This window comes from Palaeococcus sp. (in: euryarchaeotes) (assembly GCF_053987695.1).
In genome coordinates, this window is the sequence record NZ_JBMXHE010000111.1 from 1 (window position 1) to 19,647 (window position 19,647).

The 19,647-nt window shown below is 45.1% G+C and carries 28 protein-coding genes; 11 read left to right on the top strand and 17 right to left on the bottom strand.

Features of this window, described 5'->3' with window-relative positions:
• Together ACXJGZ_RS08525 and ACXJGZ_RS08530 are read left to right on the top strand one after the other, a co-directional pair.
• Positions 1–479: AAA family ATPase (locus tag ACXJGZ_RS08525; protein WP_456399059.1), on the top strand; the 479-nt coding region annotated here is incomplete at its 5' end.
• Between the two features lie 125 nt (positions 480–604).
• The gene (locus tag ACXJGZ_RS08530) at positions 605–1,315 is read left to right on the top strand and encodes a 2,3-bisphosphoglycerate-dependent phosphoglycerate mutase (protein ID WP_456399060.1); all 711 of its coding nucleotides are present in this window, start codon (positions 605–607) and stop codon (positions 1,313–1,315) included.
• Between the two features lie 11 nt (positions 1,316–1,326).
• On the opposite strand, the gene ACXJGZ_RS08535 is transcribed toward ACXJGZ_RS08530, so the two are convergent.
• Positions 1,327–2,574 (bottom strand): aminotransferase-like domain-containing protein, encoded by a 1,248-nt coding sequence (locus ACXJGZ_RS08535; protein ID WP_456320924.1) that lies wholly within the window; start codon positions 2,572–2,574, stop codon positions 1,327–1,329.
• A gap of 253 nt (positions 2,575–2,827) precedes the next feature.
• Here ACXJGZ_RS08535 and ACXJGZ_RS08540 point away from each other — a divergent pair, with 253 nt between their 5' ends.
• The gene (locus tag ACXJGZ_RS08540; protein WP_456320923.1) at positions 2,828–3,793 is read left to right on the top strand and encodes a ribose 1,5-bisphosphate isomerase; all 966 of its coding nucleotides are present in this window, start codon (positions 2,828–2,830) and stop codon (positions 3,791–3,793) included.
• On the opposite strand, the gene ACXJGZ_RS08545 is transcribed toward ACXJGZ_RS08540, so the two are convergent.
• Complete coding sequence (locus ACXJGZ_RS08545; protein WP_456399061.1) at positions 3,790–3,942, bottom strand: hypothetical protein; 153 nt, start codon at positions 3,940–3,942, stop codon at positions 3,790–3,792. The genes ACXJGZ_RS08540 and ACXJGZ_RS08545 overlap by 4 nt on opposite strands.
• A 141-nt stretch (positions 3,943–4,083) precedes the next feature.
• On the opposite strand from ACXJGZ_RS08545, the gene ACXJGZ_RS08550 reads away from it, so the two are divergent.
• Together ACXJGZ_RS08550 and ACXJGZ_RS08555 are read left to right on the top strand one after the other, a co-directional pair.
• The gene (locus ACXJGZ_RS08550) at positions 4,084–5,340 is read left to right on the top strand and encodes a C/D box methylation guide ribonucleoprotein complex aNOP56 subunit (protein WP_456326239.1); all 1,257 of its coding nucleotides are present in this window, start codon (positions 4,084–4,086) and stop codon (positions 5,338–5,340) included.
• A gap of 5 nt (positions 5,341–5,345) precedes the next feature.
• Positions 5,346–6,026 (top strand): fibrillarin-like rRNA/tRNA 2'-O-methyltransferase, encoded by a 681-nt coding sequence (locus ACXJGZ_RS08555; RefSeq protein ID WP_293257694.1) that lies wholly within the window; start codon positions 5,346–5,348, stop codon positions 6,024–6,026.
• A 39-nt stretch (positions 6,027–6,065) separates the two neighbouring features.
• Here ACXJGZ_RS08555 and ACXJGZ_RS08560 read toward each other — a convergent pair whose 3' ends face one another.
• The gene (locus ACXJGZ_RS08560) at positions 6,066–6,734 is read right to left on the bottom strand and encodes a TIGR00266 family protein (RefSeq protein WP_456320921.1); all 669 of its coding nucleotides are present in this window, start codon (positions 6,732–6,734) and stop codon (positions 6,066–6,068) included.
• A 162-nt stretch (positions 6,735–6,896) separates the two neighbouring features.
• On the opposite strand from ACXJGZ_RS08560, the gene ACXJGZ_RS08565 reads away from it, so the two are divergent.
• From ACXJGZ_RS08565 to ACXJGZ_RS08590, 6 genes are all read left to right on the top strand, one after another.
• Positions 6,897–7,949: a hydroxymethylglutaryl-CoA synthase gene (locus ACXJGZ_RS08565; protein WP_456320929.1), complete on the top strand. Its 1,053-nt coding sequence runs from the start codon at positions 6,897–6,899 to the stop codon at positions 7,947–7,949.
• Positions 7,950–7,959: 10 nt separating this feature from the next.
• The gene (locus ACXJGZ_RS08570) at positions 7,960–9,117 is read left to right on the top strand and encodes a thiolase family protein (protein WP_456320920.1); all 1,158 of its coding nucleotides are present in this window, start codon (positions 7,960–7,962) and stop codon (positions 9,115–9,117) included.
• A gap of 1 nt (position 9,118) precedes the next feature.
• The gene (locus ACXJGZ_RS08575) at positions 9,119–9,529 is read left to right on the top strand and encodes a Zn-ribbon domain-containing OB-fold protein (protein ID WP_456326237.1); all 411 of its coding nucleotides are present in this window, start codon (positions 9,119–9,121) and stop codon (positions 9,527–9,529) included.
• A gap of 137 nt (positions 9,530–9,666) precedes the next feature.
• Positions 9,667–10,590 carry an SDR family oxidoreductase gene (locus tag ACXJGZ_RS08580; RefSeq protein WP_293257685.1) on the top strand — a complete coding sequence of 308 codons (924 nt, stop codon included), beginning with the start codon at positions 9,667–9,669 and terminating at the stop codon, positions 10,588–10,590.
• Positions 10,591–10,613: 23 nt separating this feature from the next.
• On the top strand, positions 10,614–10,829 hold the full coding sequence (locus ACXJGZ_RS08585; RefSeq protein ID WP_456399062.1) for a hypothetical protein: 216 nt from the start codon (positions 10,614–10,616) through the stop codon (positions 10,827–10,829).
• A complete protein-coding gene (locus ACXJGZ_RS08590; protein WP_293257679.1) occupies positions 10,759–11,454 on the top strand; it encodes a hypothetical protein in 696 nt (231 codons plus the stop codon). Before ACXJGZ_RS08585 ends, ACXJGZ_RS08590 begins: the two co-directional genes overlap by 71 nt.
• Here the strand turns inward: ACXJGZ_RS08590 and pfdA are convergent, their stop codons facing one another.
• The 14 genes from pfdA to ACXJGZ_RS08660 form a co-directional block, all read right to left on the bottom strand.
• Positions 11,455–11,895, bottom strand: coding sequence for a prefoldin subunit alpha (gene pfdA / locus ACXJGZ_RS08595; protein WP_456399066.1), 441 nt, complete (start codon positions 11,893–11,895; stop codon positions 11,455–11,457). It lies immediately after the preceding gene.
• 130 nt (positions 11,896–12,025) lie between these two features.
• Positions 12,026–12,253 carry a 50S ribosomal protein L18Ae gene (gene rpl18a / locus ACXJGZ_RS08600; RefSeq protein ID WP_293254945.1) on the bottom strand — a complete coding sequence of 76 codons (228 nt, stop codon included), beginning with the start codon at positions 12,251–12,253 and terminating at the stop codon, positions 12,026–12,028.
• Between the two features lie 5 nt (positions 12,254–12,258).
• Positions 12,259–12,945: a translation initiation factor IF-6 gene (locus tag ACXJGZ_RS08605; protein ID WP_456320917.1), complete on the bottom strand. Its 687-nt coding sequence runs from the start codon at positions 12,943–12,945 to the stop codon at positions 12,259–12,261.
• Positions 12,946–12,973: 28 nt separating this feature from the next.
• Positions 12,974–13,246 carry a 50S ribosomal protein L31e gene (locus ACXJGZ_RS08610; RefSeq protein ID WP_456320916.1) on the bottom strand — a complete coding sequence of 91 codons (273 nt, stop codon included), beginning with the start codon at positions 13,244–13,246 and terminating at the stop codon, positions 12,974–12,976.
• Positions 13,247–13,252: 6 nt separating this feature from the next.
• On the bottom strand, positions 13,253–13,408 hold the full coding sequence (locus ACXJGZ_RS08615) for a 50S ribosomal protein L39e (RefSeq protein WP_048164922.1): 156 nt from the start codon (positions 13,406–13,408) through the stop codon (positions 13,253–13,255).
• Positions 13,409–13,643: 235 nt separating this feature from the next.
• Positions 13,644–14,252 (bottom strand): DUF7411 family protein, encoded by a 609-nt coding sequence (locus tag ACXJGZ_RS08620; RefSeq protein WP_456399063.1) that lies wholly within the window; start codon positions 14,250–14,252, stop codon positions 13,644–13,646.
• A 2-nt stretch (positions 14,253–14,254) separates the two neighbouring features.
• Positions 14,255–14,593 carry a DNA-binding protein gene (locus tag ACXJGZ_RS08625; RefSeq protein ID WP_293254982.1) on the bottom strand — a complete coding sequence of 113 codons (339 nt, stop codon included), beginning with the start codon at positions 14,591–14,593 and terminating at the stop codon, positions 14,255–14,257.
• 180 nt (positions 14,594–14,773) lie between these two features.
• Positions 14,774–15,226, bottom strand: coding sequence for a 30S ribosomal protein S19e (locus tag ACXJGZ_RS08630; RefSeq protein WP_456320913.1), 453 nt, complete (start codon positions 15,224–15,226; stop codon positions 14,774–14,776).
• Positions 15,227–15,229: 3 nt separating this feature from the next.
• Positions 15,230–15,643 (bottom strand): YhbY family RNA-binding protein, encoded by a 414-nt coding sequence (locus ACXJGZ_RS08635; protein WP_456320912.1) that lies wholly within the window; start codon positions 15,641–15,643, stop codon positions 15,230–15,232.
• A gap of 34 nt (positions 15,644–15,677) precedes the next feature.
• Entirely contained in the window at positions 15,678–16,046 is a 369-nt protein-coding gene (locus ACXJGZ_RS08640) for a ribonuclease P protein component 4 (RefSeq protein WP_456399064.1), read from the bottom strand.
• 23 nt (positions 16,047–16,069) lie between these two features.
• Complete coding sequence (gene infB, locus ACXJGZ_RS08645; RefSeq protein WP_456320910.1) at positions 16,070–17,863, bottom strand: translation initiation factor IF-2; 1,794 nt, start codon at positions 17,861–17,863, stop codon at positions 16,070–16,072.
• Between the two features lie 246 nt (positions 17,864–18,109).
• Positions 18,110–18,628: a nucleoside-diphosphate kinase gene (gene ndk / locus ACXJGZ_RS08650; protein WP_293254979.1), complete on the bottom strand. Its 519-nt coding sequence runs from the start codon at positions 18,626–18,628 to the stop codon at positions 18,110–18,112.
• Positions 18,629–18,721: 93 nt separating this feature from the next.
• Entirely contained in the window at positions 18,722–19,255 is a 534-nt protein-coding gene (gene cobO / locus ACXJGZ_RS08655; protein WP_456320909.1) for a cob(I)yrinic acid a,c-diamide adenosyltransferase, read from the bottom strand.
• A gap of 59 nt (positions 19,256–19,314) precedes the next feature.
• On the bottom strand, positions 19,315–19,647 hold a 333-nt coding region (locus tag ACXJGZ_RS08660; RefSeq protein ID WP_456399065.1), incomplete at its 5' end, for a hypothetical protein.

Here is a 19,647-nt window from a genome sequence, read left to right on the forward strand (position 1 = left end):
TGGATGGTATTGAGGAGAATAGTGGGGTTGTGGTTGTTGCTGCGACTAATAGGCCTGATATTTTGGATCCTGCTTTGTTGAGGCCTGGTAGGTTTGATAGGTTGATTCTTGTTCCTGCGCCTGATGAAAAAGCCAGGTTGGAAATTCTCAAAGTCCACACAAGAAGAGTACCGCTAGCAAAGAACGTTAGCCTAGAAGAGCTTGCAAGGAAGACAAAAGGATATACCGGAGCTGACATAGAGGCACTTGTTAGGGAAGCTGCCATGACTGCGATGAGAAGGGGCATCAAAGGGGGATTGATAAAGGCAGGAATGAAAATCGAGGAACTCAGAGATAAGATAGAGGTTACAAAGGAAGATTTCGAAGTGGCGCTGAAGAAAGTGGGACCGAGCGTGGACGAAGATATCATAAAGTATTACGAGGAAATCCAAGAGAGATTTAAGAAGGGAAGGGCAAAGTCCAGAAAGGATGTTGTGTGATATCGTTGGGGTGGTTATGATAATGCAAAAGAGACCAAAACTACACCCCAAGATTATCCTGACAGTATGGATTGTGTGACCATAACTTTTTAAATTCTCCCTTTTAATTTTATTAGGTGAACCTAATGAGCAGACTCGTTTTGGTAAGGCACGGTGAGAGCCTGTGGAATAAGATGAATCTCTTCACGGGATGGATCGATGTGCCCCTGAGTGACAGGGGGATAGAGGAGGCATTAAATGCGGGAGACCTTTTAAAAGATTACAAATTCGATGTTATATTCACATCCGAGCTCGTTAGGGCAATTCAAACTGTCATGCTCGTTATGAGTAAAAACAACTCGGGAGTTCCAAAGATAGTCCACAATGACGGCAGAATGAAAGAATGGGGTATTGTTTACGGGGAACATGGGAAAAAATATATACCCGTTTATAAAAGCTGGCATCTGAATGAGCGCTACTATGGAAGGCTTCAGGGATGGAACAAAGACTATGCGAGGAAAGTTTACGGAAAGGAGCAGGTTCTTCTGTGGAGAAGAAGCTATGACATAGCACCGCCCGGTGGGGAGAGTCTAAAAGACACGGCAGCAAGGACTGTCCCTTATTTTAAGGGGAAAATTATGCCTGAGCTTGAAAAAGGCAAAAATGTTCTGGTGAGTGCCCATGGAAACAGCCTGCGCTCCATTGTTATGCACATCGAAGGGTTGACGAAAGAGCAGGTTCTAAAGCTGAACATACCGACGGGAGTACCCTTAATCTATGAATATAAAAAAGGCATGCTAAACAGGATAGGCTACCTGAGAAAAGGGGGATTTGATAATGACCTTCACATAGAATAAAAAAAGAGAGATCAGGCTTTCAGTTCTTCTTTTATGACCTCTGCAAGCCTCTTTATACCCTCAACAATCTTCTCGTCGTCTACATATGTGAAGTTGAGACGCATTGTGTTCTTCACGCTTCTGTCGGCGAAGAAGGCTTCACCAGGAACGTAAGCCACTCCCCTTGAAACTGCCTTCTCGAACATCGCCTTTGTGTCGATTCCCTCCGGCAGGGTGACCCATACGAACATTCCGCCCTCGGGTTTGGTCCATTTAACTCCTTCCGGCATGTACTCTTCGAGTGCTCTGAGCATTATCTCAAGCTTGGGTTTATAGAAAGCTCTGATCTTCGGAATCTGCTCATCCAGATATCCTCCTTTCATGTACTCCATTGCTATAACCTGGCTTATAACGTTCGTACATAGGTCTATTCCTTGCTTAGCTATTTCGAGCTTCCTTATGAAGTGGGGTTCTCCGGCTACCCATGCGACCCTGAATCCTGGAGCAAGTATCTTTGAGAACGTACCCAAATAGAGAACCCTCCCCTCGGTGTCAAGAGCTTTAATCGGCGGGACGTCCTCTCCTCTGTATCTGAGCTCATTGTAGGGACCATCCTCAATAATCAAGAAGTCATATTCGCTAGCGAGCTCTAGAAGCCTTTTCCTTCTCTCGATGCTCATCGTAACTCCACCGGGATTCTGGAATGTTGGTATTGTGTAAACGAACTTTATCTTCTTTCCTTGTGCCTTGAGTTCCCTGAGTTTTTCTTCTAGAAGATCAACACGCATTCCCTCATCGTCCAGAGGGATCTGGATAAACTGGGGTTCATAGTATTTGAAGGATTGAATCGCAGCTAGGTACGTGGGAGCCTCAACGACTATCATGTCTCCCGGATCTATGAAGACCCTTCCTACTAAATCCAGACCCTGCTGAGAACCGCTCGTTATCATGATATCTACTTTTGAAATGGGAATATCGTATCTCTTTCTGAGCATCTCCGCAATTTCGAGTCTAAGAGGTGTGTATCCCTTCGTAGTTCCATACTGGAGGGCGGCGTCTCCATGCTCCTGCACTGCCTTTTTGGCAAGTTCTGTTATGATATCTTTGGGGAAAGTCTCTGGATTTGGGAGACCACCAGCTAGAGAAATAATCTCCGAGCTTTCAACGAGCTTTAACAATTCCCTAATTTCCGAAGCTTTCATTCCAAGAGCTTTTTGGGAGAAATATTCCTCATAATTTAGAGTTGGAGCTTCCAATTTTCCCTTCAATCTTTCTTCCATCGCAATTACCCCCTAATTGAACAAGTTTGAACACGGGCATAATTTTATACATTTGAAACTTCGTGGCAATTAAATATAAAGCTTTCGGCATTGGTCGTAAATGGGGTTATTATTTGTAAAGATATCCATTGTCAATATTTTAAGTACACCAACGTTTATATGAGTTCACCAATGTTTAAAAATGGCCAGACACAGTGAAGTATATAAAACCTAAAAACAAAATTAAAAGATACGAAAAAAGGAGGTATGCGAAGTGCTGATTAGAGAAGTTTTGGAAATAGCTGAGAAGATAAAAACCATGGAAATCCGCGGAGCGGGAAAGATAGCACGCTCAGCAGCTTTGGCACTGCAGTTGCAGGCAGAGAAGAGCAAAGCAAAGAGTGAAGATGAATTTTGGGGAGAAATGAAGGAGGTATCGAGGATTTTGTATCATACAAGACCGACTGCGGTTTCATTACCCAACGCTCTGAGGTATGTAATGCACAGGGTGAAGCTTGCCTATCAAACCGGAGCTGACCTCGAGCACCTTAAATTCATCACCATAAACTCCGCCAAAGAATTTATTCACAATTCAGAGAATGCTAAGAGAAAAATAGCAGAATTTGGAGCCAAGAGAATTGAGGATGGGGATATTATAATGACGCACTGTCATTCAACGGCAGCGATTGGAGTTATGAAGAAGGCTTGGGAGCAGGGAAAAGACATAAAGGTGATTGTAACTGAGACAAGGCCCCGTTATCAGGGAAAGATTACGGCCAAACAGCTCGCTGAAGCCGGAATCCCCGTTATATATGTGGTAGATGGAGCCGCGAGACATTATATGAAGATGACCGATAAGGTCGTTATGGGAGCCGATTCCATCACCGCCAACGGTGCCGTTATAAACAAGATAGGAACGGCGTTAATTGCCCTAACGGCTAAGGAGCATAGAGTCTGGGTCATGACTGCGGCGGAGACCTATAAATTCCATCCCGAAACTCTTTTGGGACAACTCGTGGAGATAGAAGAGAGGGATCCATATGAAGTCGTCCCGAAGGAAGAACTCAAAACATGGCCAAAAAATATAATTGTTAAGAACCCTGCATTCGATGTGACACCACCGGAATATGTGGATGTTATAATAACCGAGAAAGGAGTTATACCGCCCTATGCATCGATAGATATCTTAAAAGAGGAGTTTGGATGGGCTCTTAGGTACACGGAGCCCTGGGAGGATTAAAGAAGTGCCTCAAGGTGTTTTCCTTCCTCACTGTCCCGTAGATTGAGAAGGTATGCAATCACTCCTTTCCCGTTCTTTGCCTCTTTTCCCCTGTAAACGTCTTGAGCGAACGTCAGAACAAACGCCTCTTTGATTTTGAGCTTTCCCACTTCACCCCATCTATTAAAGGAATATTTAAGAATTGCTCACTCATCTCGTAGTCTCAGAAATTTAACACACCTTAACAGCATGCAACCTTTAAAAGCCAACCCTTTTATATTTCTTTAGCGAAAAATGAGAAGGTGATGTTTATGAAAGCATACATAAGCGAAAACGTTCAGGGGATTTATGCCTTTGATGAGCAGGGAAACCTCATTGCAAAGAGAGAGTTTGAGGCTCCAGAGAAGAGTTTGGAGAAGCTCCTCAAGGGAAAACCCGTGGAAGAACTTATAAATCTTGCAGAAGAACTCATGAAAAAGGGTTTTAATGAGCTCATTTTTGAGCATCAAGAACTGGCTAGAAAAGTTAAAGCCGAAACCGGGATAAATACCGATTATAAATTTCCAAATCCTGCGGGAGAGACTCTAAGGAAGAACCCACGTGAGTTCTTGGGAGATGAATGGTTCGAGAAGTACTTCGAAGTTGGTGTGGCACTCACAAGGCTCGGTATTCAAGAGCAGAGTGGTGCAAGAGATAAAATGGTAATCCAGGCAATAGAAGCACTCGATGATATTGACAAGGTCATAAATCTCTTGGTTGCGCGTTTGAGAGAGTGGTACACCCTTCACTTCCCCGAGCTAGATGAACTGCTGCCAAAACACCAGCAGTTCGTAACATTCGTTAAGCTCATCGGTAGACGGGATAACCTAAGCGAGACAAGCATGGAAGAGCTCAGATTCAGCGAGGAGAAATTTAAGAGGATATTGGAAGCTGCTGAGAAATCAATGGGAGCATGGATGGATGAGAAGGATATAAGAGCAATTCGCGATCTTGCCGAAGAGATAGACAGGTTATACAAGCTTAGAGAGGAAATTGAGGATTACATAGAGATGGCTATGGACGATGTGGCACCAAACGTGAAGGCTATTGTGGGGGCAAAGCTTGGGGCACGCTTGATAAGCCTGGCAGGAGGATTGAAGGAGCTTGCAATAATGCCTGCATCGACGATACAGGTCCTGGGTGCAGAAAAAGCTCTTTTTAGACATTTGAGAAGTGGAGCAAAACCCCCGAAACACGGCATACTCTATCAGTATCCTGATGTAAATCGCTCACCATGGTGGCAGCGCGGAAAAATAGCTAGAGCCTTAGCAGGAAAATTGGCTATCGCCGCAAGAGTGGACTACTTCTCGGGTGAATATATTGCAGAGGAGCTTAGAAATGAGATTGAAGCAAGAATAAAGGAGATTAAGGAGAAGTATCCAAACCCACCAAAACGCAAGGAAAAACCAAAGCCAAAGAAGGAGAAAAAAGGCAGGAAGTTCAAGAGCAAGAAGGAGAAAGGGAAGAAATTCAAAGGGAAAGAAAAGAAGAAGAGCAGGAAAAAGAAGAAAAAGAAGGAGAGGGGGTGAATTAGATGAACGTTAAAAAGCACAAATTCCCCGGTGTCTATGTCGTGATTGAGGATGATGGAACCGAAAGGATAGCCACAAAGAACCTCGTTCCGGGACAGAAAGTTTACGGTGAGCGGGTTATAAACTGGAACAAGGAGGAATACAGAATCTGGAATCCAAGACGCTCAAAGCTTGGAGCTGCAATATTGAAGGGACTGAAGAACTTTCCAATAAAACCCGGAAAGAGGATACTCTACTTGGGAATTGCGAGCGGAACCACAGCTTCGCACGTTAGCGACATCGTTGGATGGGATGGGATGATATTCGGTGTGGAATTCTCTCCTCGCGTTCTCAGGGAGCTCGTACCCTTGGTCTATGAGAGAAAGAACATAATTCCAATACTTGGAGATGCTACAAAGCCTGAAGAATACAGGGCACTTGTGAGCAAGGTGGATGTTATATTTGAGGATGTTGCCCAGCCAACACAGGCAAAAATCCTGGTGGATAATGCAAAGGCATATCTAAAGAGCGGTGGCTATGGCATGATCTCCATCAAGAGCAGGAGCATCGATGTTACAAAACCTCCGGAGCAGGTTTTCAATGAAGTGGAGAAGGAGCTAGGAGAATATTTCGAAATAGTCGAGCGCATATCCCTTGAACCCTACGAAAAGGACCACGCTCTAATCGTTGTCAGAAAACCATGAGTTCATTTCTCTTCCTTTTAAATTAATTTAAAAGGAGAATCAATCTCCTTTGGGCAAATAGGGGATAATCCAGCTTAAAAAGCTGTCCAGGCTCCTTGTTTGTATGTAAAGTGTTCCCGTACCATAGAATTCTGCTACCAACCCTTCCCCGCTGAAGAGTGTACTCTTTAGCCCTCCAACACGTTTGATTTTAAAGTCAAGTCCTTCACTGAATGCAACTAGATGCCCTGTATCTATTATAAATCTCTCGTTATGAAGCTCCTTCTTATAAACCGCACCAAAACTCGAGAGGAATACTGTCCCTCTTCCCGTCATCTTGAGCAAGAAAAGTCCCTCCCTTCCGAAGAAGGTCTTAGCTCCACCCCATTTTGTATTTATGTCCACATTTTCAGAGCTGGCGAGAAATGCACCACTCTGAGCATATAATGTCCCATCAAGCTCAAAGACTTCTATATCTCCCATGTATGGGGGTGCAAATCCCACAACACCTCTTCCACCTTCAGCCCTGAATTTGTTTATAAAGAAGCTTTCACCGGCAAGCATCGATCTTTTTAATGCTCCAAAAATTCCCCCTTTGGCCTTTGTTTCAAGCTTTATGTTGGGGCTCATGTGTACCATTGCTCCGGCTTCTGCCTGCACGGTTTCCCCATCCTCAAGTTCAACTTCAACCAAACTAAAGCTCGGTCTATGCAAAATCTCATACTTCATAAATGTTCACCAATGGATATTTGTGAACAAGGTTTTTAGCCCTTTCTATCGTTAATCGACGAATTCTCCTTTTACTTTCACCGAAAGGCTTTTATAATAACCCGCTTTATCCATCAAGGAACGTTTGAAATTTAACTCTTATGAACTAACAAGGTGATGCCGATGGAAAAACTGCTGAAACCAAATAAAGAAGTTGGTATTGTTGGTTATGGAGCCTACGTGCCCATGTACCGCATAAAAGCAGAGGAAATTGGAAGGGTTTGGGGAGTTAACAGCTTTCCAATCCAGGAAAAATCCGTAAACAATCTGGATGAGGATGCCATAACCATAGGAATTGAGGCTGCAAGGAATGCCCTAAAGAGGGCTCAAATAGACCCCAAGGAGATTAGAGCTCTATGGTTTGGAACCGAATCAAAGCCCTATGCCGTGAAGCCAAGTGCGACTGTGATCGCAGAGGCTATAGGCGCCACACCGGATTTGGACGCAGCGGATTTTGAGTTCGCATGTAAGGCAGGAACAGAGGCACTCCAAGCAAGCATAGGGTTTGTTGGAAGCGGAATGGCTAAGTATGCAATGGCAATAGGAGCCGATACTTCTCAAGGAAGACCCGGGGATCATCTGGAATTTACGGCTTCCGCAGGTGGAGCCGCTTACATAGTGGGAGAGAAGGATAGTGAAACGCTGGCTTATTTTGAAGGGAGCTATTCATATGTAACGGACACACCTGACTTCTGGAGGAGACAGCACGAACATTATCCAAGACACGGAAATAGATTTACAGGAGAACCCGCTTACTTCCATCAGATAATAAGCGCCGCCAAAGGCTTGATGGAAGAACTCAACTATTCTCCAAGCGATTTTGATTATGCCGTGTTCCACCAGCCAAACGTTAAATTCCCGCTTACAGTTGCCAAGATTTTGGGCATTCCAAAGGAGAAGGTCCTTCCCGGACTGCTAAGCGGGATAATAGGGAACACGTACAGCGGTGCAACTTTGGTGGGAATCAGCGCAGTTTTGGACATTGCGAAGCCGGGAGACAGGATTCTCTGGGTTAGCTTTGGAAGCGGAGCCGGAAGCGATGCTTTCTCCCTCGTGGTTCAAGATGCTATCGAGGAAAAGCGCGATCTAGCTCCAAAGACCATGGATTACGTGAACAGAAAGAAGTACATAGATTACGCTTTATATGCAAAGCACAGGAGCAAATACATTTTATGAGGTGATTAAAATGAGGAAAGCCGTTATCATAGGTGTTGGTGCCGTCCCTGTTGGAGAGCACTGGAGGACGAGCTTGAGGGATATGGCCGTTGAAGCTTTGCTCAACGCCATGGAGGATGCCGGAGTTGACAGGGTTGACTCCCTTTATGTTGGAAATATGGCTTCAGGCTCATTCATAGAGCAGGAAAACCTCGGGGCTTTAATAGCTGATTTTGCAGGCTTGGGAAACATACCCGCCGTTAAAATCGAGGCTGCATGTGCAAGCGGTGGGGCGGCTGTTCAAGAAGGTGTAAAAGCCGTTATGAGTGGCTTGGAAGATGTCGTAGCCGTTATTGGAGTGGAAAAGATGACGGATGCATGGGCAACCGATGCCACAAGATACCTCGGCTATGCAGCGGATGGAGAGTACGAGCTATTCCATGGAGCAAGCTTCGTGGCATTAAACGCGCTCGTAATGCGCTATTACATGAAGGAATATGGATACACAGAGGAAGACTTAGCCCATTTCTCTGTCAACGCACACGCAAATGGTGCAAAGAATCCCTATGCAATGTTTAAGAGGCCGATCAAGCTTGAGACTGTCTTAAAGAGCCCCTACATAGCGGACCCAATAAAGCTCTTTGATGCTTCTCCGGTATGTGATGGAGCGGCTGCGGTGATAATAACCACAGAAGAGAAAGCCAGAGAATTTGTGGACAAGGCAAAGATGGTAGAAGTTGCCGGAATTGGAAGGGCGATTGATACCATAAACCTTGCAAACAGGGAGGATCTCCTCACACTAAAGGCTGCAAAGGTTGCGGCGGAGAGGGCTTATAAGATGGCTGGAATCACCGTGAAAGATATAGACCTCTTTGAGATTCACGATGCATTTACTATAATGGCTGCATTGAGCCTTGAAGCTATAGGAGCTGCAGAAAAAGGAAAAGGAGCCCAGCTTGCTGTTGAAGGTCAAATAGCTATTGATGGAGATTACCCAATACAAACCCTCGGAGGATTGAAATCAAGGGGACATCCCGTAGGTGCAACGGGAGTGTATCAAACAATAGAAGCGGTGTGGCAGCTTAGAGAGGAAGCTCCAAACCAAGTACCCGACCCGGAGGTCGCTTTGACCCAGAACATAGGCGGAACGGGTTCGAACATAACAATCAACATTTTAAGGAGGGTCTGAAATGGGGAGACCTATGCAGGTTGCCCGTTATTGGAGGCATTTTAAGGAGAAATACCGCATGGTTGGGACCAAATGCAAGGAATGCGGGGAAATCTACTTCCCTCCGAGGCAGGTTTGCCCTAAATGCGGAAGCAGAGAGATGGAAGATGTTCAATTGAGCGGAAAAGGAAAGGTTTTGAGCTGGACGATAGTTAGAAACCCACCCAGCGGATTTGAGTACTTCAGGCCGTATCCTTTGGCTCTAATAGAGCTTGAAGAAGGTCCCATAGTGCTGGCACAGCTCACGGATGTCGATGAAAACCAGATAGACTTTGGAATGGAAGTCGAGATGGTTACGAGGAAGATAAGGGAGTTCGAAGAGGATGGATTGATACTCTATGGCTACAAATTCAGACCTCCCATAAAGCCCTGACCTCTCTTTTTGTTTATTCATACTGTGAGAGTTAGTAAGGTGAGGGTAATACTGCAGCAGCGTATTATTGGTGTCCTGTTATCCTGAGTGCCATGAAAATTGATTTAAACCCTCCGTCATACTTTTTTTGATGCACCATGAAGAACAAGCTTGTAGTGGTCACCGGTGGAGCGGGTTTCATAGGTTCCCACATAGCCGAGGAGCTTGGAAGGAGTAATGAAGTTGTGATAATAGATAACCTGTATACCGGAAGGGAGGAGAACATTCCCGAAGGAGTTGAGTTCATTAGGGCGGACATCAGGGACTATGAGAGCATTGCCGATGTAATCTCCCAGGCCGATTATGTCTTTCATGAGGCTGCCCTAGTAAGCGTCGTCGAAAGCGTGGAGAATCCCATGCTCACGGAGGAAATAAACGTGCTCGGGACGCTCAACATTCTGAGGGCTCTAGCCGAGGGGAATGGAAAGCTCATCTTTGCCTCCTCCGCGGCGGTTTATGGGGACAATAAGAGCCTGCCCCTAAGAGAAAGTGAAAAGCCCAAGCCCTTATCGCCCTACGGAATAACAAAAGTTTCCGGTGAATATTACTGCAGGGTTTTTTACGAACTCTACGGAGTTCCAAGTGTCTGCCTGAGGTACTTCAATGTCTTCGGCGAGAGGCAGGGATACAACCAATATGCAGGAGTCATAAGCATCTTCATCAACAGGGCCCTTAGAGGAGAACCTCTAATTATCTACGGAGATGGAAAGCAGACCAGGGATTTCATATATGTTAGGGATGTTGTTATGGCAAACGTATTGGCTGCGGAGAAGGAGAGGGCAAACGGGAGGATTTTCAACGTTGCCCGGGGCGAAAGGACGACAATTCTGGAGCTTGCCCTAAAGATAATAGATGCCGCAGGATCTGAGAGCCCCATATTCTTCGACAAGCCGAGACCGGGGGACATAAGGCACAGCCAGGCGGATATAGAGGAAATTAAAAGGCTCGGCTTTGAGCCCAAGTACACACTTGAAGAGGGGCTTTTGAAAACCATAGATTGGTATAAGATGATGAAATTTTAAATCCATGCTGTGGGAGGGCACCAATGAATGGTGGATTCGTGATAATTGCAGTTGCCATTGGGATTCCTGTTTTCATGATGGCACTGATCTGGTACATTAAATGGAAGAACTTGAAGAAGGTTGAAGCCATCTCAAACGGGTTGAAGATAGTTGGGGACGAAATAATTAGTGCCCTTGAAAATCGAGAGGGGATTTCTCAATCTAAGGGCGAGCTGGCGTCTCGGAGGAAGGGGCTTTAGATACATGGTTTCAAAGAGCTTCACGCCCGAAGAGAGCTTTGAGGGAGAGAGGGCGAGAATAATCCCCAGACCGTTCAGGATAATCCTGAACGAAAAGGGAGAGGGTAAAGTCAAACTTCCGGGCTTCAGGATAAAAGAGGGACATTTTAAAAATGTTTTACTGCTGTACACTTTTCCAAGTTATGAATTCAAGTTCTCAAAGAGGAGCCTGAGGATCATAGGAGATGAAGATTTTGCAGAACTCATAGTGGAGCCGGGGGAGAACTGCTTCAAAGGATACATACAGGCCCTGGAATTTAGAAAAGCCAAAAGAGCCAAGGTGGAAATCATTGGAGCGAACGATGAGAGGGTTGAGAGATGCATACTGGAAACAAAGAGGATCATGGAGTTCAGCCACACATCTCTAACCGAACCTCTTCTCATAATCACCCACCCCATGCTTCTAGAACCCCGGAAGCTTCTGGAGACAATGGGCATCAAAAAAGCGGTGGATGGACATGGAAGCTTCAAGCTAAGATTCTGCATTGAATTGGGAATTAAAAGGGAATTAAAAGACGAAGCCGATTTCAAAGTAGATGTAAAATATAGGAAAATCCGTAATTTCAAAGCGATTCAAATCAAATGATCACTTCTTGGGGGCTTTGAACTGCATTGCCTGCTCTCTTTGGAGTTTTTGGGCTTGAACTGCCAAATCCTGAAGTTTGCGCTCGATTTTTTGAAGTGACTCCTGGGTCTTCCTTATAGCATCCTCATACTCCTTTATTCTTTCGTTCAGGTATGCTATTGCATCGTCAATGCTCTTCTCCATGGCATAACCGGCGCCAATGCTGACTATAGCACTCCTTTTGTCCATAATTTTGCCCTTCAGGAATGAGCCCGCACCTATGGGAACCAGTATCTCGGGATTTTCCTCCTCAACCTTTTTAAGCTCTTCCAATGTGTCCTTGACTGCACTGAATTCATTCATCCCAAGGGTCAATAGCTCAAGATTCTGACTTAGAAGTTGAGCCTGAGCCTGCAGAAGCTGATATTCATAAGCCAACTTTTGAAGTGCTTCCTCACCCATATCCATCACCCAGTTCAATTAAGAAGGAGCACTTTTAAAGATTTTTAATTTTTAAGAAGGGTTTTATGTAAAACCAAACACTATGCACCCTATAAAACCAAACACCCCAAAACGGGAAAATAAAAGAGAGCTAGAGGCTGAGCTTTCTAACTATGGGATCTTCCGCTTCCTCTGGCTTTATCTCTTCGACGCTCTCGATCCATACCTTGTTCCTTTTAACGCCGTGCTTGCTCCCGATTACCGAGTACACAAGCTCCTTGACATCCTCTGCCCTTACTCCCCTGTACTCCTTTGTGAACTCTTCCCTCTTTCCGTTCTTTTCAAAAGCTCCCTTAATCCTAAAGACCTTGACTTCCATCCCTCTCACCTCAAAAATCCAAGTGCTTCTTCAATCTTGACTATCTCGGGCCCCGTAGTCAGAGACCCGACGACAACACCCTTTGAGTTTGCCAGCATGCATGAGCCGACAAAGGGTACTCCCATATTGGCGGTTCCAACATAAACTTCAACTTTGAAAAGGTCTTCAAGCCATTCAAGTTCATCCTCAGTCGCATCTGGGTGCACAAGCCCCCCTTTATTCGTAACTACACCCACACTTCCAACAGCGTGATACTCTCCTATAAGGCCCCTCTCGACTTCAACATCGAGAACATCCTCAATAACCTTAACTTCTTCCCTAGAGAACTTTGGACTGACTAGAGCTGCAGTGTCATTTGTTAGTATTAAATTTCCGAGTGCGGTGTGTGAGGTCATGATGGGCTCCACGCGCATGTCTATGTCGAGTTCCTTTAGGGAGTTCCTAATCGACTCCAGCTCACGGTCCCAAGCATAGTAGGTTGTCAAAATTGCTTTGGAGTTTCCTGCACTCAGAAGCCCTATTATACGAGACTTCATAATGCTCGTCTCAATTAAAGGAACGTTCAAAACTTCCTCCAGGATTTCAAGCTTATTCCCTGGAAGTCCTTCCCTAATAAGAGCTATCCTATCCGTGACTAACCCAAACACTCCGAGGTATGGTGAATTTTCAAAATCAAGCCTTTCTATATGCATTATCTCCCCTCACAAAGAAAATTTAAAATCAGGCGAGGTGAACTTCGGCAACCTTGATCTTGCCCTCTTCACCTTCCCTCTCTTCGAGGGTTACTTTGATCCTGAGCTTGCTCGGAGGCTTCTCAATGCCGCGCTCCCAGATCTTCTCATTTACATCCTGTCCGATTATAACCTCCTGAGCCTTTGTATGCCTCACTACGAATTCCTTAACGAACTTGACTGCCCTTGGAGCTCTCTTCCATCTCGGGACAATCTTTTTGATCTTCTTAATGGGGACTGTATAAACCTTCTCCTCCGCCATAGCTCATCACTCCTTAAGCTTTGTCCTCCTCCAGTATCTCCTCTTGGGGTGGCTCATAACCTTCCTGTTTGTTTTGACGATTACCCAGACGGGAATCCTTCTATTCTGCTTACCAGCTTTTGCAAGCCTAAGCTTCTTTGCAAGCGGTTTATATCTCGCCATGCTAAATCCCTCCTTCACTTGTGAACGTGAAAAGTATCTAGGGCACAATTTAGTCCGAGCTTATTTAAACTTTGCTTCCATTCACATTCAAAGGGTTTAGGTTAAAAACCTTTCTCTCGAGGGGCATTGTTCTGATTATTTTTCAGCGTTCTCTCGTGCCCCTTACGTTAACCCCTTATTCTGACATCTTTCTGATTATTCCTGAATAGTTTTTCTGGCAGTATCATAAAGATAGTTAAAATGATGCCTCCAGCTTCCACCCCAAGACCCTCGACTGGTAGTGGCGTTTTGGAAAGATGGTCAGCGGGTCAATACCTTTTTCTCTCAAAAGATGCCTGAGTTCAACCTCATAGTCACTCTTTTCAAGCTCCTCGCTCTCCTTAACCTCCACAATGAAGAGCTTTTCCGTAAGCTCCCTAATTGTTTTGTAGCCCAGGCCAAGAAGAGGTCTTATGTATTGAACGTTAAAGCGGTCTTCGAGCGAGCGCGTCTTTCTCTGATCAAGAAAGGGAACCCTATCATCTCTCCTTGTGCCATCGCTTATTCTTTCAACATTTTCGCGTTTTGCAATTTCCTCCAAAGCCTTCTCATGGATGAACTGGATGGCATTGTTCGGGTGTCCATCCTTAATGCACATTTCCATGGCTTTCTCCAGAATTGTCTCCTCTAAAAAAACCACCTCATGCTTAAAGCCCAATCTTTCAGCAGTTTCTTTAGCGTAGCGCCATGAATTCAGAACCCCAAAATTCACCGTTACAAGCCTAACATCATAGTTAAGGCGATTTAAAATATAAGCTGAAAGAGAGGAATCCTTTCCGCCGCTGTAAAGGTGGAAAACCCTCATGATCACCACTTGATTCTAAACTCTCTTCTTGTCCTCGCATCTATCTGAGCCAGAATTCTCTTTAGCCTTGCATCATCTATACGCTCCCTTATCTGCCCGGCTTGATACAGCTGAATTAAAATTAACTCAACCTGCTGCGCAAGTTCGGGCCTCACGAGTTTAACCCTAGAGAGTCTTTCTCTCGCCTCTGGTTCAAGTATTTTTCTTAATATTGCTTGAATTTGAGCTTCCATTTCAGCCTGCTGTCTTGCTTGTTCTTCTTGTGCTGCCTGCTGCTCCGCTAAGCGTCTTTGGAGTTCAAGAAGCTTTTTCTTCCTAATTTCCTCGATATCCTCTGCCATACCCATCACCTCTTTTTAACTGAAGGATAGTTTGAAGGATATGGTTAAAAGTCTTACCTTTACATGCTTGATGAATACCTATTATTCTTCCCTCTCTGTAATATTGTTGGTAGACACATTAAAAACGAACCTTGTACACAAAGAACTCCAGAGGGATAAGTCAGAAAGAAGGCAAAAGGCTCAGTACTTCTTAAGCTCGGGAATAACCTCTTCAAGCTCCTTCTTGAGCTCGGTGGCGACCTTATCAAGGAACCTCTGCCCTTCTGGAGTTGCAATCCTCCCTTCACCGGGAATTTTTTTAATGAATCCTGCACCTTCAAGCTGCTGTAGTGCTTTTCTTATTATGCTTCCGCTTGCCTTGTAGAAGTGCTCAGGAGCGTGTCCTCTATTCTTCCTTCCACCGTACCATGTTCTCAACCTCTCAATTCCAACGGGGCCATCTATGTATATTTTTCTGAATATTGAAGCAACTCTGTAGTACCACCAATCGTCCTGTTCGGGCAAGCGCTCTTTGTGGATTCCTGTCTTAACGAATGGTGCCCACTCGGGTGGCTTAATGGCCTCAACTTCCTTCAACTTCTGTGCAGCCCTCTCAACGAGCAAATCACCAGGAACGTCATAAACCGTAGCCATCTTTCACTCCCTCCCTTTTTTGAATTTTTTCCTAAATTGAGCGATATCGAGCCTGACTTTATCCACGGGCTTTTCTTCCCGTCTCTCCTTTGAGATTTCCTTAAACTTGAGTCTCCTTAAATACTTTTCCCAACCTTCTCTAGGACGGAACAATATAAACCTTTTGCCCCGGACGTCAATAACCTCACTGTCCGTGAGTTCGGCAACCTTTTGGGCAATCTCCTCCCTCTTCATCTCAGTGCTGATGAGAGCGCCCTTTCTAATCTCAACCTTTACCACACCATCTTTCTTGAGCTGGGTGCTCACCTCATTTATCGCACCCTCATCAAAGCCCTTCTTTCCAATCCACGCCTTAGGCTGGATATCATAATATTTAGCCCTTAAAGCTCGCTTCACTTTACCTGGCAATCTATCCATCTCACACACCTCAATGCTTGGAGAAGCTACAGGTTTATAAATGTTGGGTGCTTTTAAAGCTTTTCCGCTTGGCTTTCTTCTCCCTCAGGTATGGATACCTCATGATGTGCCCGCATTCAAGGCATTTAACAACCACGTGCCCCTCTCTAAGCCGCACTCGAGCATTAACTCCCGGTACTAGGAAGGAATGACATTTTTTACAGTAACGACGCTTCCACTTTCTTGGCATTTTAACCTTGGCTTTTTGCTGCACTCCTAGGGCGATCGCCACATAACGGTTAGCCAGGGAGTTATCATATGGAAACACCCGCTCCGCCAAGGTGAAGAGTATCTCAATCCTCTCCCTTGCAATTTCCTTCTTTTCCCTCTGCTCCTTCCTTCTCAAAAAATTTTTTCTACTCATGGGATCACCAAAAAGAATTAAAACTAAAGGGTTGCCCAGAAGGGATCTTTCTGTTTCTTAACCTTGGCTGTTTCCTTAAGAGCCCTAACATCAGTCTCATCCAGCTCGCTTCTTAATTCCTTCACGAGTCTTATGACCTCATCCCTTGAAATATCAACATAAAGGATCTCCCCCGGATGTATGTGCCTTCCGACCATCGGGCCCTCTATGGCAACCGCCACCTGATCCCCTTTCTTAGCTTCACCTATGAAATCACTCTTGGATTTTATTGACTTAATGATTCCAATTCTCTCGCCGTTCTGCTTTATTAGAGGATATCCCGGTTTTATACGACCTTCCAGAACCTCTATGCCCACTATTGCAGGATGACTTCTCCTAAAAATATAGCGCTCATCCGCAAAGAGTCTTATAACTCCTGGGAACTTCGTCTGTGCCAGCAGCTCCCTCTTCTTCTCCTCCTCTTTTTCTCCATGCCATCTCTCGTAATCCTCAATCACCTTGTAGATTACATTTCCCACGAAGATTGGGATTTCCTTGGCTTCAGCAACCTCTCTGGCATCCTCATTAATTTTGACGTTGAAGCCGAAGATTACCCCAAGATACTCGTTCTCGTCCTTTATACTCAGTGCTTCCATGACATCTGTTTTGTTTATATCTCCAACATCCGCCTTTCTTATGGGGATATCTTTCTCCTGAAGCTCTTTGCTTAAGGCTTCAAGGCTTCCTAAGGTATCTGCCTTGACTATAACACCTATTTCGCCGCTCTCAATTTTTATACGCTCTATCTGACTCAGGATTTCCTCTTTAGCCTTTTCGATCTCCTCTTCGCTTCTAGCCGCAATTATGGGGGAACCTGCCAGAGCACCATCCAAATCGGGTGCTGCAATCTTAATACCCGATGCCGCAGCAACTTCTTCCACATGATCAAACCTGAACCTTGGGTCTCTGATCTCATCTAGGGGCTTGGGTTTCAGAAGTGCCCTTATCTTCGTAACGATGGCTCTATCCTTTCCCCCCACCACAATCGTGTCATCCTTCTTAAGGGTTCCATCGTAAATTATAACATCTATGGTTGTTCCCAGGCCCAGTTCTTCTCTAACTTCTAGGATTGTGCCCCTTGCGGGACCCTCAACCTCGATCTTAAGCTTCTGCTCCAGATATTTTTGAGATAACCCTGCAATCAAAACCAAGAGCTCCGCAACACCAATGCCATACTTGGCGGAAATTGGCACTATAGCTAGCTCCTTTGTGAAGTCCTGCACCCTGTCAAAGCGGTTTGCCTGAAAACCCAGCTCATAGAACTTCCCTATGACCTCCCATAGCTTTGTCTCAAGCTCCTGCTGAGCTCTCTGATCCTGCTTTTTGAAATTTAAGAGGAAAGCCTCATTTTCCTTAACTTTCCATCCTTTAATCCTGTCAATTTTGTTAGCCGCAACTATGAAGGGTGTTTTATATTTCTTGAGTATCTCTATGCTCTCGAGAGTCTGGGGTTGGAAGCCCTCATTTACATCGATGATCAAAATTGCTAAATCGGCTAGGCTACCTCCTCTCGCCCTAAGGCTCGTGAACGCCTCGTGTCCAGGAGTGTCTATAAAGAGAAGGCCCGGAAGCTTAATCTCACCTTTCCAGAGGCTTAAAAGGGGGCCCGCTATCTCCTTAACAACTCCAATCGGGACTTCCGTGGCTCCGATGTGCTGGGTTATTCCTCCCGCTTCTTTGCCCGCAACATTTGTTTTACGGATTCTGTCAAGTAGCGTGGTCTTTCCGTGATCCACGTGACCGAGAACCGCTATAATCGGCTGTCTAATCTTTTTCATAATATCACTCTCCATGATCCTAACTAAGCTTAACTAAAGTGCTGGATTTTTAAAAGTTTGGCTTTTTTTAAGGGTACTGTCAGGGTTTCTGTCTCTGTTAGAAAAAGAAGGGGTTGGGTGTTTCATCTTTCGCCGGAACAAAAGACAGCCACACGACAAGTTCACAGCAGCTGAGAGTTGGCTTCAGAATGCGACGCCACAGTTATCCCAGCAGCACCCTCCCAAGATAAAAATTAAGAGGAAAAATCACTCCAAACATCTCGTGGAGTCTAGGAATTCCCCCTCATCCCTGTGCCAGTGGGAGTGGTAGAACCAGTCAGCAGCTTTGCAGTACTCATGAAGTTCTTCCTCTTTGAAATAGAGTGCAATTTCACGCTCTGCGGTCTCCGGGCTGTCAGATGCGTGGATTACGTTATAAATCGCATCTCCTACGTCAAGGCCATAATCGCCCCTGATGCTTCCGGGTTCCGCGTCTTTCGGGTCGGTGGCACCGCACATCTTTCTGACGACGCTTATTGCGTAGCGCCCTTCAACGACCATAACGACGCTTGGGGCTTTGGTTATGTAATCTATCAGAGGCTCAAAGAAGTGTTTTCCCTTATGCTCCTCATAGTGCCTTTCAGCAAGCTCCCTATCAATGTGGATCATCTTCATTCCAACGATTCTAAGCCCCCTCTTTTCAAAGCGGCTTATTATTTCTCCTATCAATCCTCTAACAACAGCATCGGGCTTAATTATAACAAGGGTTCGCTCAATCTTCCTCATTGGCAACACCAAAACTATTGTAGATGAAGGGGTAAAAAGGTTTGCCCTAAAACCCGGGTGTCACCTCCATGAGATTACCATAAGAACACCCTTCTAAAACTCCACGCCCTTCCTTGCAAGAACGCCTCTCTGATAAGGGTGCTTGATCTCCCGCATCTCCGTTATATAATCTGCCATCTTAAAAAGTTCTTCCGGACAGTAACGACCCGTTAGAACGAGTTCTGTGTTGGCGGCTTTGCTTCTTATAAGCTCCTTTACTTCCTCCACGTCCAGCATACCAAAGCCCAAGGCAACGCATATTTCATCTAGAATCACTAAATCCCAATCACCGCTTGAAACGACTTCCCTAGATCTCCCAAGAGCTTTTTTTGCAGCCTCAATATCATCAGGTTCTGGTTTTCCATGTACAAACTTCGGTAAACCATAGGATTCCACCCTTATGCCGCATTCTTCCCCTTTTATCTGCTCTCCATAAACATTCGGAGCCTTCATAAACTGGATTATGATAACCTTACCTCCTGAGCCGAGCATCCTTAAAGCCAATCCAAAAGCAGCAGTAGTTTTTCCCTTTCCATTACCGGTGTAAATATGAACGAGTCCGAGTTTTTCCTTCCATTTTCCGGTCAATTAAATCACCAAAGAAGAATATATGCTGGAGTATTTATCCATTTCGGAGAATCAGCATGTTAGGAGACCGACCCATTTAGTGCCCCATGCATCGTCATCAACAACTGTCCATGCATCCACAAACACCTTGGGTGGGAATTCCAGTGGTCTGCAACCGGAGATATGAAGTCCCAGAACATATAACTGGCGTCTGCATAAACTCCGGCTTCAACTGTCCCAACCCCTGTAGTATGAGAGCTGAAAGAACACTTAATGACTCCAAACTCATGATTTTCGTAAGATAGATCGATAACACTGAGGATTTTATTTCCATAATCCACCCAGAATTTCCCCTTTGCCACTGTTTTTGTCCATTCACTGCTCCCTAAACTCCATGTATATTCCTTCCATGC